This is a genomic window from Shimia ponticola (assembly GCF_007995215.1).
GTDB lineage: Bacteria > Pseudomonadota > Alphaproteobacteria > Rhodobacterales > Rhodobacteraceae > Shimia_B > Shimia_B ponticola.
Map to the genome: position 1 here is coordinate 25,636 of NZ_VCDK01000003.1, position 13,535 is coordinate 39,170.

At 58.2% G+C, this 13,535-nt stretch carries 14 protein-coding genes and 1 tRNA gene; 9 read left to right on the forward strand and 6 right to left on the reverse strand.

The annotated features are described in order from the left end of the window. Positions 1-3 precede the first annotated feature (3 nt). Complete coding sequence (locus tag FE702_RS03615; protein ID WP_147124911.1) at positions 4-732, forward strand: squalene/phytoene synthase family protein; 729 nt, start codon at positions 4-6, stop codon at positions 730-732. Here the strand turns inward: FE702_RS03615 and FE702_RS03620 are convergent. The 3 genes from FE702_RS03620 to cobA are packed head-to-tail and all read right to left on the reverse strand — an operon-like array spanning position 729 to position 4,086. Next, positions 729-1,943: an MFS transporter gene (locus tag FE702_RS03620; protein WP_147124912.1), complete on the reverse strand. Its 1,215-nt coding sequence runs from the start codon at positions 1,941-1,943 to the stop codon at positions 729-731. The two genes, FE702_RS03615 and FE702_RS03620, sit on opposite strands and share 4 nt — an antisense overlap. A gap of 11 nt (positions 1,944-1,954) precedes the next feature. Beyond that, positions 1,955-3,235 carry a cobyrinic acid a,c-diamide synthase CobB gene (locus tag FE702_RS03625; RefSeq protein ID WP_147124913.1) on the reverse strand — a complete coding sequence of 427 codons (1,281 nt, stop codon included), beginning with the start codon at positions 3,233-3,235 and terminating at the stop codon, positions 1,955-1,957. After that, entirely contained in the window at positions 3,232-4,086 is an 855-nt protein-coding gene (cobA, locus tag FE702_RS03630; protein ID WP_147124914.1) for a uroporphyrinogen-III C-methyltransferase, read from the reverse strand. Before cobA ends, FE702_RS03625 begins: the two co-directional genes overlap by 4 nt. Before the next feature lie 139 nt (positions 4,087-4,225). On the opposite strand from cobA, the gene FE702_RS03635 reads away from it, so the two are divergent. The 5 genes from FE702_RS03635 (at position 4,226) to FE702_RS03655 (ending at position 8,052) form a co-directional block, all read left to right on the forward strand. Next, positions 4,226-5,254 carry a cobalt-precorrin-5B (C(1))-methyltransferase gene (locus tag FE702_RS03635; protein WP_147124915.1) on the forward strand — a complete coding sequence of 343 codons (1,029 nt, stop codon included), beginning with the start codon at positions 4,226-4,228 and terminating at the stop codon, positions 5,252-5,254. Beyond that, positions 5,251-5,991 carry a cobalt-precorrin-6A reductase gene (locus FE702_RS03640; RefSeq protein WP_147124916.1) on the forward strand — a complete coding sequence of 247 codons (741 nt, stop codon included), beginning with the start codon at positions 5,251-5,253 and terminating at the stop codon, positions 5,989-5,991. The genes FE702_RS03635 and FE702_RS03640 overlap by 4 nt, the downstream gene beginning before the upstream one ends. Next, positions 5,973-6,617 carry a DNA-3-methyladenine glycosylase family protein gene (locus FE702_RS03645; RefSeq protein ID WP_255449576.1) on the forward strand — a complete coding sequence of 215 codons (645 nt, stop codon included), beginning with the start codon at positions 5,973-5,975 and terminating at the stop codon, positions 6,615-6,617. Before FE702_RS03640 ends, FE702_RS03645 begins: the two co-directional genes overlap by 19 nt. Next, complete coding sequence (locus FE702_RS03650; RefSeq protein ID WP_147124917.1) at positions 6,614-7,282, forward strand: alpha/beta hydrolase; 669 nt, start codon at positions 6,614-6,616, stop codon at positions 7,280-7,282. Before FE702_RS03645 ends, FE702_RS03650 begins: the two co-directional genes overlap by 4 nt. A gap of 185 nt (positions 7,283-7,467) precedes the next feature. Next, positions 7,468-8,052 carry an HNH endonuclease gene (locus FE702_RS03655; protein ID WP_147124918.1) on the forward strand — a complete coding sequence of 195 codons (585 nt, stop codon included), beginning with the start codon at positions 7,468-7,470 and terminating at the stop codon, positions 8,050-8,052. Here FE702_RS03655 and FE702_RS03660 read toward each other — a convergent pair. Further along, complete coding sequence (locus tag FE702_RS03660) at positions 8,049-9,002, reverse strand: radical SAM protein (RefSeq protein WP_147124919.1); 954 nt, start codon at positions 9,000-9,002, stop codon at positions 8,049-8,051. The genes FE702_RS03655 and FE702_RS03660 overlap by 4 nt on opposite strands. A gap of 241 nt (positions 9,003-9,243) precedes the next feature. Here FE702_RS03660 and zwf point away from each other — a divergent pair, with 241 nt between their 5' ends. Genes zwf through pgi form a run of 3 tightly spaced genes read left to right on the forward strand, consistent with a single transcriptional unit; the run spans position 9,244 to position 12,950 of the window. Next, positions 9,244-10,692, forward strand: a complete 1,449-nt coding sequence (zwf, locus tag FE702_RS03665; RefSeq protein WP_147124920.1) for a glucose-6-phosphate dehydrogenase — start codon at positions 9,244-9,246, stop codon at positions 10,690-10,692. Beyond that, positions 10,689-11,360, forward strand: coding sequence for a 6-phosphogluconolactonase (gene pgl, locus FE702_RS03670; RefSeq protein ID WP_147124921.1), 672 nt, complete (start codon positions 10,689-10,691; stop codon positions 11,358-11,360). The genes zwf and pgl overlap by 4 nt, the downstream gene beginning before the upstream one ends. A 3-nt stretch (positions 11,361-11,363) precedes the next feature. After that, entirely contained in the window at positions 11,364-12,950 is a 1,587-nt protein-coding gene (gene pgi, locus FE702_RS03675) for a glucose-6-phosphate isomerase (RefSeq protein WP_147124922.1), read from the forward strand. On the opposite strand, the gene FE702_RS03680 is transcribed toward pgi, so the two are convergent. Both FE702_RS03680 and FE702_RS03685 read right to left on the reverse strand, forming a co-directional pair. Beyond that, positions 12,947-13,414: an acyl-CoA thioesterase gene (locus FE702_RS03680; RefSeq protein ID WP_147124923.1), complete on the reverse strand. Its 468-nt coding sequence runs from the start codon at positions 13,412-13,414 to the stop codon at positions 12,947-12,949. The two genes, pgi and FE702_RS03680, sit on opposite strands and share 4 nt — an antisense overlap. A gap of 23 nt (positions 13,415-13,437) precedes the next feature. Continuing rightward, positions 13,438-13,511, reverse strand: a tRNA-Gly gene (locus FE702_RS03685). Positions 13,512-13,535 lie beyond the last annotated feature (24 nt).

Below are 13,535 nucleotides of genomic sequence, written 5' to 3' on the forward strand. Positions count from 1 at the left end.
CATATGTCGTTTGAAGCTTGCGCCCGCATCGTTGAGCGTGGCGACCCCGAGCGGTTTCAGGCAGCGATGTCTGTGCCGCTGGCCGCGCGTCAGGTTTTAATGCCGATCTATGCCATGAATGTCGAAGTTGCCCGCGCGCCTTGGGTCACCCAGGAAGCGATGATCGCCGAGATGCGACTGCAATGGTGGCGCGACGTACTTGAAGAAATTGCCGAAGGTCATTCCGTCAGGCGGCATGAGGTCACGACACCCTTGGCCGAAGTCATGACACCGGATGCTGCGCGTCTGGCCGATCGGGCCATTGCCGCACGCCGGTGGGACGTCTACCGCGATCCGTTCGAAAGCTGGGATGATTTGCGCAGGTATCTTGAAGACACGTCTGGTGTGTTGATGTCTGCCGCGGCGCTTTGCATGGGACGTGATACCGATCTGAGCGACAAAGGTTTTGGTGTGGGTTTGGCGCGGTTTCTTGTGGCCGTGCCAGCGTTGATCGCGCATGGGCGGCGCCCGTTACCGACCGCGTCACGCGATGATTTGGTGGCTTTCATTGAGTTGGGGCTCAAAGCATTGCGCCCAAGCTCACGCCAACCAGAATGCCGTGAGGCGTTTTTGGCAAAATCGATCTTGCGACGTGCCGCCCGCGCCCCCGAAGCCGTCTTGGACCGGCTCGAAGAGCCTGCGCCACATCAACGGTCGATGCTATTGCTCAAGGCGACCGTGTTTGGGGCCTAAGCCGCCACGCGGCGTCCGTTAAAGACAACCCAGATCAGCGAACCACCCGCAAGGGCAAGGAACGGCACCATTGCGAGGTTCACGGCGTTCCAGCCTTCAACCACATCGCCGCCAGCACAATTCATCAAACCGCCAGAGGCCAAAGATGCCAGCGTCACACAGCCAAAGACAATGGCATCATTGACGCCTTGGATACGTCCACGTTCTGCAGGGGTGTGGTTCGCCGTCAGCATCGCGGTCGCACCGATAAAGCCAAAGTTCCAACCGATACCAAGAAGCACCAGCGCGAGGAAAAAATGGCCCAATTCAACGCCTGACAGCGCCACGATGCCTGCTAACGCCAGGGTTGCAAGGCCAATGCCCACAATGCGGTCCACGCCAAAGCGCGCGATCAGGTGTCCTGTAAAGAAGGACGGCGCAAACATTGCGATGACATGGGCTGACACGATGTCTGCGGCGTTCCCCGGGGTAAAGCCACAGCCCACCACAGCAATCGGTGTGGACGTCATGACAAGGTTCATTAGCGCATAGGCCACCATCGCGCAGATCACGGCCACGGCAATGCGTGGAGTTTTCAGCATTTCCCAAGTGCTGCGGCCCTGATCGATCTGGGTTGTCGACTTCTGAGGTTTTGGAATGTCCAACAAAAAGAACAGCACCATGCCAATCAGGTTGATGCCGGCAGCAATCAAGTAAGTCCCGAGGAATGGAACCGCGAAAAGGTCATTGGTCACCTTGGTGAGTTGCGGTCCCAAGAGCGCAGACAACAGGCCGCCAGCCATCACGTAGGAAATGGCTTTGGGGCGGTATTCGTCGGACGCCGTGTCAGCCGCCGCAAAGCGATAGAAACCTTGCGCCGACATATACATGCCAGTCATGTAAGAGCCGATCAGAAGCACCCAGAAATTCCCAATGGACAGGCCATAGGCACCGATCAGCGCGCCGATGAGTCCGCCGGTCGATCCGATCAGAAAGCCCATCTTGCGCCCTTGCCATTGCATCACGCGGCTCAGCCATGGGGCGGTCGTCATGGAGCCAAAGACAATCAGCGAAATCGGCAGGGTTGCGAGGCAGGGGTTCGGTGCCATCATTTGGCCTGCCAAACCGCCAATGACAAAGATCATTGTGATCTGGCTACCAAGCACGGCCTGCGCGGTCACAAGGACCCAAACGTTACGCTTTGCGCGGGTGTCATCTACGGCTGTCGTCATGCGCAAAACGCCTACGCCTGTCTGTTGTTTTCGTCCAGTGGCGCGATGACGTGCGCGTAGGACCCATAGACGCGGTCACGCCTCAAACCCATCGGCGCAAGCGTGGTGCCGTCTGCATCTTCTGCGGCAAAAAGTGGATCACCAATCGAGGATAAGGTATTGGAATGATGGAATTCATGCCCCGTCCAGTTTCCCGCCATCGGTCCAGAAGATGCGGACAAGCGTCGATACCCCAGATGCCGCGTCGGGCGCGCGAAGCTTGTCTCAAGGCGGAGCAATCCGGCCATCTGGTGGCGATCGCCGTGACTGTCTTCTATCCCGTCGCCAAGGGCCATGTATCCGCCACATTCACCATAAATATCAGTGTGTTCCGATGCATTTCTCAGAGACTTTAAGAAGACCTCATTGGACGCCAATCGACCTGCGTGTAATTCAGGATATCCCCCCGGCAGGAACACAAGGTCGCACTCCGGGACAGCATCATCCCGCAACGGCGAAAAGTGTTCGATGCGCGCACCTGCGTTTTGCCAAGCCCGAACAAGGTGCGGATACATGAATGAGAATGCAATATCTTGAGCGATAGCAATATTTTGCGCAGGTGGATTGATGTGAATTCTTCGCTCACTCGGTGGCTGCCAGTCGGCCAGCAAATCCGTTGGATCGGCGGCGTTGGATAACCAATCAGCCAACCGGTCCAACCAAATCGGCAAATCCTCCCGCTCTGATGCTTGGACCAAGCCAAGATGGCGACTGGGCTGAGCGAGGGTTTTATCGCGTCTGAGGACCGCACGGATCGGGACGTTTTGTGCCGAGAGCGCGTTGCGCAGCATCACCTCATGCCGCTCAGAGCCGACGTTGTTCAAGATCAGACCGTGAAAACGAATGTCGGGATCGAAGCGGGTGAAACCATGAACCATAGCGGCGACAGAGTGTGATTGTCGCGCGCAATCGATAACCAGTAACACCGGGATATCGTGTGCCTTGGCGACCTCAGCTGCTGATGCCTTGCCGGACTGCCCAGCGCCGTCAAACAGCCCCATGGCGCTTTCAATTACCAGAGGACTCGCGCCGGAAAGAACCGCATGTTGCAGCGTGGGTGACATCGCCCAGGGGTCGAGGTTCAGGGCAGGCTGTCCCGTTGCTGCTGCGTGAAAGGTAGGATCAATGTAATCTGGGCCGAGCTTCACGCTGCGAATGTCTGCACCGGACTTGGCCAAGGCGCGCAAGAGCCCAAGTGTGACGGTGGTCTTACCGCTGCCGGATTGCGGCGCGGCAATCAGAATCGCTTTCACGCGCTTTCAGCCGGTCTTCCACGGCCCAATGGGTCAACATCCCGCACCGGTTGACCCTGCGCGATGGCCTGCCAGTCCAAGGCCTGACGCATCAAAACGCCACGACCAACGCAGATGATCGCTGGGGGCTGTAGCCCGGCACGCGCGCTGTCTTCGACCGCCTGTGAGAGAGTTGTTTCCAACACGTGCTGGTCCGCCGTCGCCGCCGAGGTCACGATGCCCACAGGTTCCGAGGCCGGGCGTCCGGCGTCCATCAACCGCTCGGTGATATGAGCGAGATGCTTCATACCCATGTAAATCACAATCATCTGTGACCCGCGCGCAATACCTTCCCAATCCAGCGAGCCGGTCGCTTCTCCGGATTGGTCATGGCCTGTTACGAACGTCACCGACTGGTTTACATCACGATGCGTGACAGGGATGCCGGCATAGGCCAGACCACCGATCCCGGCGGTGATGCCGGGAATGATGCGCATCGGAATCCCGTGTTGGACAAGGGTCTGCGCCTCTTCTCCGCCGCGCCCAAAGACAAAGGGGTCGCCGCCTTTGAGCCGCAAGACGCGTTTGCCGGCACGTGCCAATTCCACCAGCCTCAGCGAGATGTCACGCTGTTTCGGAGAGGGTTTGCCGCCGCGTTTGCCCGCATAGATCAATTCCGCCTGCGGCGCCCAGCGCAGAATGCCATCGCCCACAAGGGCGTCGTAAATCACGACATCTGCCTGTTGCAGTGCGTTCAGCGCATGCAGCGTCAAAAGTCCGGGATCACCGGGTCCCGCTCCGCAAAGCCAAACCCATCCGGGCAAAAGCTCGGGCCATGTGGCGTCTGGATGGGCGGGCAGGGTATTTGTCATGGCGCCGTGATACGCCTGATCTTCGGCCCTGTTAAGTGGACAAACGACGTAAGTGCGCCGCGTTGCGCCAAAATTCGCAGAGCGAATAGAGGTCAAGTCAGTGTCGACGGCGGGTCGAGCGCTTCATATAGTCCGCGCAATGGGACGCAAACCGGATCAAGACCTTAGGCGTGGCTGGACCACCGGAGCCTGCGCTGCCGCCGCAGCCAAGGCGGCGTGTCAGGTGTTGCGAGACCCCGATCAGGTTCTGCGAGAGGTCCAGATCACGCTCCCGCGCGGTGAAACGCCGGTTTTTGCCATCGCCCACCTCGCGCATGGGGAAGGCTGGGCCGAGGTGGGTATCACAAAGGACGCTGGCGATGATCCAGATGTGACCCATGGCGCGCTGGTGATTTCGCGTGTCACCCCGGGCGGCGATGGTATTCGGTTCAAGGCGGGTGAGGGTGTGGGGCAGGTCACCAAGCCAGGTTTGCCTGTCCCTGTGGGCGATCCTGCGATCAATCCAGTGCCGCGTGAGATGATTGCGCAAGCCATGCAGTCGGTTTTTGGAGAGGGGTTTTCTGCAACGGTGCAGGTCTCGATCCCCGGAGGAGAAGAGATTGCGCTTCGGACCTGGAACCCGCGTCTGGGAATAAAGGGTGGTCTGTCCATACTCGGCACAACGGGCATCGTGCGTCCGTTTTCCTGTGCGGCGTGGATCGCCTCGATCCACAGGGGTATTGACGTCGCCCGCGCCGATGGGCTCGAGCACGTGGCCGGCTGTACTGGTGCGACGTCCGAAGCAACGGTGCAGACCCTTCACGGGTTGCCTGATCACGCGATGCTGGACATGGGCGATTTCGCTGGCGGCATGTTGAAATACATGGCTCGCCATCCGATCCCGCGCCTGACGATTGGCGGCGGCATTGGCAAGCTGACGAAGCTTGCCCAAGGGGCCATGGATTTGCATTCCTCACGGTCACAGGTCAATTTTGCCGATCTTGCCCACCGCTTCGGCGCCGAGGCAGGGCAGGCGAACACAGCGCTCGATGCCTTCGCTCGGATCGGTCCGCCGATGGCCGAATGGGTCGCCACCACGGCACGAGAAAATGCGCAACGGATCGTGCCGGATACCGACGTCAGTGTAGTTGTCATTGATCGGGCTGGTACCGTATTGGCGAAGGCATGACTAAGCCTACCAAAATCCTCTTGTTAGCTGGCACACAAGAGGGCCGCGCCCTTGCCAAAGAGTTGTCACACCATGGGATCGATACGATTGCATCGCTTGCAGGAGCGACCCGTGATGCAACCAAGCTTGCTGTGCCCACTCGTGTGGGCGGGTTTGGCGGAGCGGCGGGTTTTGAAAACTATCTTCATGACCATGGGGTCCGCGCTGTCCTGGACGCGACGCATCCTTTCGCCAATCGGATATCCCGGCGCAGTTTTGAGGTCTGCACCCGGATTGGCATCCCATATGTGCAAGTATTGCGACCAGCATGGCAGGCGATGTCGGGCGACACTTGGTATTTTGTCGACCAAGAAGAAGAGGCTGCAGGCCTCATCGCATCCGATGCAACGGTGTTCCTTGCAACAGGTCGGCAAACCTTGGAGAGATTTCAGAATTTAAGTGGGCGGCGCGTGATTTGTCGTCAGATTGATCCGCCAACGCAGCCGTTTCCCTTTGAAGGTGGAGAATTCCTGGTCGGGCGTCCACCGTTTACAGTGGATGATGAGATCGCACTTTTTTCAAAGCTGGGCGTAGACTGGTTGATTGTCAAAAACGCCGGTGGTTCGGCCAGCTCGACCAAGCTTACGGCCGCACGCGAATTGGGCATACCGGTGATCATGATCAATCGTCCCAAGCCAACCGGGGCCGAAACCGTGCGAACGGTTCATGAGGCTATGCAGTGGGTTCTGAACCTTTGAAAGAGCGTGTGATCGTTAACGACGGCTGCGTTTTCGAAGGCGCAGAGTGGTTGGCCGCACGCGATCCGGATTTGGCACGCGCCTATCAGCTTGTCGCGCCGCTACCCTTGCGCCTGAAATCAGATGGATTCGAGACGCTTCTTCAGGCCATCGTCTCGCAGCAGGTTTCTGTAGCATCGGCATCTGCGATCTGGGCAAGGATGCAGACGGCTGGGTTAACATCGGAACGGGCGATCGACACCGCAACGGATGGCGACTTGCAATCGGTGGGGCTGAGCCGACCCAAGATCAGATATGCACGCGCACTGGCCGCCGCGCGGTTGGACTTTGCAGCCCTGCGGAAACTGGACAGTGCAGAAGTTATTCAGCAGCTCACGGCAGTGACCGGTATCGGCCAATGGACAGCGGAGATTTACGTCAAATTCTCTTTGGGTCGCGCCGACGCCTTTGCCGCCGGTGATCTGGCGCTGCAAGAGGGCGCGCGTATGCTCTATGGATTGCCGACGCGCCCAACCGAGGCGGAGCTGCGCAAAATGTCTGTCGCATGGCACCCGTGGAGATCGGTTGCCGCGCGCATCCTATGGGCCTACTACGCACACCAGAAATCTCGCGAGGGGGTCACATGACACGCGTTCTGCAATCTGAAATCCGAGAGCCAGTCTCAGGCGAGCTGCGGTCCGCTGTCGTTTTTGTTCATGGCTATGGTGCGAACGGGGCTGATCTGCTCGGGCTTGCTGATCCTCTTGGCGAGCATTTGCCAGATACCATGTTCGTGTCTCCCGACGCGCCCGAAAGCATTCCGGGCATGCCGTTTGGATATCAATGGTTTCCGATCCCATGGATTGACGGATCGTCAGAAGAGGACGCTGCCGCAGGTCTGCGCGCTGCTGCCGCTGATCTCAACGCCTACCTTGATGCCCTGATGGTCGATCACGATCTGCTGCCGGAACAGGTTCTGCTGTTCGGGTTCTCGCAAGGCACGATGATGTCGCTTCATGTCGCGCCGCGGCGTGAAGATCCCATCGCAGGGATCGTCGCCTTTTCCGGTCGCTTGCTCGAGCCTGAACTTCTTGGCGATGAAACCCAATCGCGCATGCCCGTGCTGCTTGTGCATGGCGATCAGGATGATGTTGTTCCGCCTCAGAGCCTGCCTGCCGCCGCCCAAGGTTTGCAGGACGCCGGGTTTACGGATGTCTACGCCCACATCATGAAAGGTACGGCACACGGAATTGCGCCCGACGGGTTGCAAGTGGCGCTGGCCTTCATGCGTGATCGGCTGGGCTATAGCTGATCTGTCACATCCCTGTTGCAGTCCGTTTTTATGCACAGCGTCGCAGGCTGTGATTGGTCTACATGCGGGGGTTGCCAGCTTCAAAAGCCCCTATATAGTCCAGTTGTAAGCAAGGACGCGGGTCCTAAGTTGCCAATCAAGGCCCGTGCCGAGGCGGTGTGTCGCGAGCGGAGGGGGAGTCCCGCATGGCAGAAGAATTCAGGACTGATTTTGTGCGCCAACCGACGGCGCTAAAGCAGCATCCAGCCCTTGTTCTAAACGCGGATTATCGTCCTCTTTCATATTACCCGTTATCGCTTTGGCCGTGGCAAGATGCCATCAAGGCGGCGTGGCTCGACCGCGTGGATATCGTGGCAGAGTATGACGAATATGTCCGAAGCCCGTCGATCCAGATCAGGATACCTTCGGTCGTTGTCCTCAAAGACTATGTCAAACCGCAAAAGCGCGTGGCCTTCACGCGCTTTAATCTTTTTCTAAGGGACGAATTCTCCTGCCAGTATTGCGGCGCCAAAGGCGACCTGACGTTCGATCACGTTGTCCCGCGCGCGCGGGGTGGGGTCACAAGCTGGGAAAACGTGGTTGCGGCATGTTCCAGATGCAACCTGAAAAAGGGATCGCGCAGCCTTAAACAGTCAGGCCTGTCGCTGCTCAAGCCGCCGCGTCAACCGGCGTCAGAAGAGTTGCGCAACATGGGGCGCAAGTTTCCTCCGAATTACCTGCATGAAAGCTGGATGGACTTCCTCTATTGGGACAGCGAATTGCAGGCCTAGGCCGAGCAGCTGGCCCCGCCGAGAACGCAGAACTTGGCGCAGTGCGGGTGGTTCAACGCAACGTCCCGCTCAGCTTCGGCAAGAGTGCTGCCAAGTTCGAACTCGGGCGAGTAGGGCAGCAATGTACAGGCTAGGACGCTGGTTTTGCCCGCACCCTTGCGCTTTACAACCATGCGCGATGACGCGCACATCATGGCGTCTGGTGACTTGTTCAAGATACCCCAGCAGGCCGTGGTGATCTCTGGCACCTCGACGCTTTCGTCCATCTCTGGGAACAGGACCGTCTGGCCGGGATGTGAGGCATCAATCGCATAGCCCCGTTCCTCAAAGAGCGTGGCAAACCCGGCGCGCGCCTCGGCGTCGGTTTCCCCCCAGATGGTGCGTCCCGCGACCGCCATCTGAAACCCGTTGTCGCGCAACCAATCCATTCCGATTAGCGATTTGTTAAAGGCCCCATCGCCACGCATTTGATCATGCTCTGACCTCTGGTGATGGTCGAGCGAGATGCGCAGCGTGAGTTTGCCCGGGAAGTCACCATTCAGTTCCAGCAATCCTTCGCGCATCTTTTTGCGCATCATCGGCAACATGGCGTTTGTTAGGACCAAAACTTCATAACCTGCGGCAAGGGAGCGACGCAGGATTTCGATCATCTCGGGGTTCATGAAGGGCTCGCCACCCGTAAAGGCGATCTCGCGCAGACCCCAATCACGCTCTTGGGCCTCATCCAGATAGGTCTGCACTTCGTCAGCCGTGATATAGACCAGCGCATCATTGGTCGGACTGCTGTCGATATAGCAGTTCACGCATTCGATGTTGCACAGCGTTCCGGTATTGAACCAAAGCGTTTGAGGATTGCTCAATGCCACACGCGCGCGCTCTTCGCCCTTGGCGGTCACCAGAGGGTCAATGAATTTGCCAACATTGGCGGCGGCGTTTGGCATATCTTTCATTTATCACTCCCCGGCGTTCGTATCCGGTCTACTCGGATAGCTCCGACTGCCTACGATGTTGTTGCAGCAGTGAAAAGACCAGCACTTTGGCCCCACGGCTTTGTGAATATTGACGAGTCGTCTAGACAGACCGTGAAAAATGCCACACAAGGCACGCGCCGTTACCGCTAACAGTTTGAGTGCGGCGTTTATGATCTTCTAGATCGCTGAATTGGCGGTCGAACAAGCACGGAGACTTCGCATGGTATCCAAAGTCATTCCGGTCGACGACTTCGACCTTGTGATCTTTGGCGGCACAGGGGACCTCGCACGGCGCAAAATCCTGCCGGGTCTGTTTCGCCGCTTTATCGCGGGACAAATGCCGTCGACATCGCGGATCATTGGCGCGGCGCGCTCCGACATAGACAGCGACGGTTTCCGCGACCTGGTCAAGGATGCCATTGCCGAATTTGGAGGTCCTGACCTTCAAGACAAGGATGAGCTTCCAGCCTTTCTTGCTCAGCTTGAATATGTCGCAATCGACGCAAAAGGGGATGCCGGTTGGCCCGAGCTGGCTGGGCTAGTTCGCAAGCAATTGGTCAATGCGTTCTATTTCTCGGTCGCACCCAGCCTGTTTGGCGATCTGGCAAAAAGACTGCACCAACACGACATCACTGATGCGACCAGTCGGATCGTCGTGGAAAAGCCGTTTGGCCGCGACCTTGAAACTGCAAAGGCTCTGAACGCGACACTGTCGGATTTCTTTGACGAAGGTCAGATCTATCGGATTGATCATTACCTTGGGAAAGAAACAGTTCAGAACCTGATGGCGGTTCGCTTTGGCAATGTTCTGTTCGAGCCGTTGTGGAACGCGAAATACATCGATCACATCCAAATCACTGTCGCCGAAACCGTGGGGGTCGGCGGGCGTGGCACCTATTATGACCGTTCTGGCGCGATGCGCGACATGGTGCAAAACCACTTGATGCAGCTGCTGTGTCTGATCGCCATGGAACCACCGAGCCAATTCGAGCCGGACGCCGTGCGGGACGAAAAGCTGAAGGTCATCCGGGCGCTGCAACCTGTCGAGCCGCATCAAATGGTGCGGGGACAGTACGATGCCAGCGACGAAACGCCGTCCTACCGTGACGACGCCGAAAACCCACGCAGCCATACCGAAAGCTTTGTCGCGCTCAAAACGCATATCGCTAATTTCCGTTGGGCGGGCGTGCCGTTTTACCTGCGGACGGGCAAGCGCATGACCACGCGTGCCTCTGAGATCGCTGTTGTCTTTAAGCCGATCGCGCATTCGATCTTTGGGCCGGTCGAGGATGGCAATAACGTGCTGGCGATCCAGCTTCAGCCAAACGAAGGCATCACGCTTGATGTGACCATCAAGGAACCGGGACCCGGCGGCATGCGCTTGGTCAACGTGCCGTTGGATATGACCTTTGCCGAGGCATTGGGACCGGAGGCCGAAGCACCAGAAGCCTATGAAAGACTGATCATGGATGTGATCCGCGGAAATCAGACTCTGTTCATGCGCGGAGATGAGGTCGAAGCCGCATGGGAATGGACCGATCCGTTGATTGCGGGGTGGGAGGCGCGCAATGACGTGCCAAAACCGTATGACACCGGATCCATGGGGCCACTGGACGCTCATGCTCTGATGCATCGTGACAATCGCCAATGGCGCGAGGTGAAGGGATGAAATTGGAAACCTACGCAGACCGCGACATGATGATGATCGACCTCGCCAACCAACTGGCTGGCGATCTGGAAAGCTGTTTGCTGCACCACGACACTGCCAGTTTCGTGGTGCCGGGCGGCACGACGCCGGGGCCGATCTTTGACAATCTGTGCGCCGCGGCGCTTGATTGGGACCGCGTGCATGTCATGCTCAGCGACGAACGCTGGGTACCAGAGGACAGTCCGCGTTCGAATACTGGCCTTTTGCGCGCGCGGCTGTTTCAAAACCGCGCTGCCGAGGCGCATTATGTCCCGCTTTACGCCGAGGCTGACGCCCCGGAGGACGCCTTGCCAGATCTGATTGCAGCCGTTGAGCGAGAAATGCCGATTTCAGTGCTGTTGTTGGGTATGGGCGCCGATATGCACACCGCCTCACTCTTTCCGGGTGCTGACAATCTGGCAGCGGCGCTTGAGCCAACCGCGCCTGCCTTGATGGCCATGCGCGCGCCGGGCGCGCCAGAACCCCGGATCACCCTGACGGCATCGGTCTTGGCCGGCGCCATGACAACGCATGTGGTAATCACTGGCGACGAAAAACGTGCTGCGCTGGATGCTGCGCAGACTCTGTCACCCCAAGAGGCGCCAATTTCGGTCGTCTTGCGCAACGCAACAGTTCATTGGGCCCCTTGATCCATGTTCCATGACTTGATTTCCAACTGGTCCAAGAAATCCGACCGCAAGATCATTGATCTGCTGGCTGAAGGGGATCGTGCCTCTGATTTTTCGGTGAGGTCAGACGGGCTTCTGTTTGACTACTCGAAGACCAATATCGACACAGCAGATCGCGCTGCGCTCTTGGCGCTGGCTGACGCCTGTAATTGGACGTCCAAGCGGGATGCGATGTTCAATGGTGCGGCCATCAATGAAACCGAAGGCCGCGCAGTGCTGCACACGGCACTCCGCAGTCATTCGGAACCCGTGCTTGTCGACGGTGAAGACGTTATCCCCGGAGTGCGCGAGACGCTTGCTCGGATGCGTGCATTTGCGTCCGACGTGCGAAGCGGCGCATTTCAGGGGCAGGGCGGCAAGATCACCGATGTTATCAACATCGGCATTGGCGGTTCGGACCTTGGGCCTGCAATGGCCGTACAGGCGCTGTCGCCCTACGCTGATGGACCGCGGTGTCATTTCGTCTCGAACGTGGACGGGGCGCACGTCGCCGACACGCTGGCGGACCTGGACCCCGAGACGACACTCGTGATTGTGGCGTCCAAGACGTTTACGACCATCGAAACCATGACAAACGCTGAGACTGCGCGCGCATGGATGGCAAAAACCGTTTCTGACACCGGAGCACAATTTGCAGCACTGAGCACAGCTGCTGACAAGACGGCTGCGTTTGGGATCGCGGCGGAGCGGGTGTTTGGCTTCGAAGATTGGGTTGGCGGTCGTTATTCCATGTGGGGGCCAATTGGTCTGTCTTTGATGCTTGCCATCGGGGCAGATGATTTTGATGCCTTCCTCGCGGGCGGCGCGGCTATGGACACGCATGTGCGCGCAGCACACGGTGCCGACAATATGCCCCTGATGCTGGCTCTGGTTGGGCTTTGGCACAATCAGGTTTGCGGCTACGCAACACGCGCTGTTCTGCCTTATGAACAACGCCTTGCGCGTCTGCCTGCCTACCTTCAACAGCTCGAAATGGAGAGCAACGGCAAGTCCGTCTCGATGGACGGCGAGACGCTCGATTATCACTCTGGACCCATTGTCTGGGGTGAGCCGGGCACCAACGGTCAACACGCGTTCTACCAGCTGATCCACCAAGGCACGCGGGTCGTCCCGTGTGAATTCATCATTGCCGCCGAAGGACATGAACCAGAACTGGCCCACCAGCACCGTCTGCTGCAGGCGAATTGTCTGGCACAGTCAGAAGCGTTGATGCGCGGGCGGACATTGGATGAGGCCCGTGAAAAGGTGGCAGACATGTTCGAAGGCGCAGAGCTTGAGCGTCAGGCGAAACACCGGGTGTTTCCTGGAAACCGCCCAAGTACAACGCTTTGCATCCCAAAGCTCACGCCGTACGTCCTGGGGCAGATCATTGCGCTTTATGAGCATCGGGTCTTTATCGAAGGCGTGATCCTCGGGATTAATTCCTACGACCAATGGGGCGTCGAATTGGGTAAGGAGCTTGCCACGGCGTTGGGTCCGATCATGGATGGAACCGAGCCTGCAGACGGCAAAGACGCTTCCACCCAGCAACTGGTAGACTACCTGCGTTAAAGTTGCTCGGCACCGTCGCGCAACACGAAGGATTTGCGCCAAGCCTCTGGCAAAGCGATCTTTTTGCCGTCTTGATTCAGCAGGACCAGGACGGCATTTCCGCCGGTCGTCTGCCGTCCGTTGACCCAAACGCCATATTCCATGGCCCAAGACGTCCGACGCATGCTGATCGTGCGTCCCGTTACCACATATTCATCGTTCAATAGAACCTCGCCCAGAAACTCTAGGCCGATGTTGCGCAGTACGATCCGGGGACGTTCGTCGCCGTAATCCGAGATGCCGTAATCCCTGAAATACTGGATGCGAAAGTTTTCGAACCACCGCAGGTAGGCCGCGTTATTGACGTGGTTCAGAACATCAAGTTCACCAAAGCGCACGCGATCTTTCATTCCGAAATTCCAAGGGCTTGGAATGCCTTCTTCACGAAGTTGTTCGGGGGTTAGAGGGGTCAGAAAGGGCGTCATGGGTGTCCCTCATCGGCGCGGTATGGAGCGGGTAACGGGAATCGAACCCGTAACTTAAGCTTGGGAAGCTCGCGTGATACCTTTTCACCATACCCGCGCTCTGGACGCGGTGGATACGCTC

Excerpts from the sequence above, each read along its gene's own strand:
- pgl (WP_147124921.1), top strand. The coding sequence starts at position 10,689 with ATGAAATTGGAAACCTACGCAGACCGCGACATGATGATGATCGACCTC.
- FE702_RS03655 (WP_147124918.1), top strand. The coding sequence starts at position 7,468 with ATGGCAGAAGAATTCAGGACTGATTTTGTGCGCCAACCGACGGCGCTA.
- cobA (WP_147124914.1), bottom strand. The coding sequence starts at position 4,086 with ATGACAAATACCCTGCCCGCCCATCCAGACGCCACATGGCCCGAGCTT.
- FE702_RS03660 (WP_147124919.1), bottom strand. The coding sequence starts at position 9,002 with ATGAAAGATATGCCAAACGCCGCCGCCAATGTTGGCAAATTCATTGAC.
- zwf (WP_147124920.1), top strand. The coding sequence starts at position 9,244 with ATGGTATCCAAAGTCATTCCGGTCGACGACTTCGACCTTGTGATCTTT.
- pgi (WP_147124922.1), top strand. The coding sequence starts at position 11,364 with ATGTTCCATGACTTGATTTCCAACTGGTCCAAGAAATCCGACCGCAAG.
- FE702_RS03650 (WP_147124917.1), top strand. The coding sequence starts at position 6,614 with ATGACACGCGTTCTGCAATCTGAAATCCGAGAGCCAGTCTCAGGCGAG.
- FE702_RS03680 (WP_147124923.1), bottom strand. The coding sequence starts at position 13,414 with ATGACGCCCTTTCTGACCCCTCTAACCCCCGAACAACTTCGTGAAGAA.
- FE702_RS03640 (WP_147124916.1), top strand. The coding sequence starts at position 5,251 with ATGACTAAGCCTACCAAAATCCTCTTGTTAGCTGGCACACAAGAGGGC.
- FE702_RS03620 (WP_147124912.1), bottom strand. The coding sequence starts at position 1,943 with ATGACGACAGCCGTAGATGACACCCGCGCAAAGCGTAACGTTTGGGTC.
- FE702_RS03635 (WP_147124915.1), top strand. The coding sequence starts at position 4,226 with ATGGGACGCAAACCGGATCAAGACCTTAGGCGTGGCTGGACCACCGGA.
- FE702_RS03615 (WP_147124911.1), top strand. The coding sequence starts at position 4 with ATGTCGTTTGAAGCTTGCGCCCGCATCGTTGAGCGTGGCGACCCCGAG.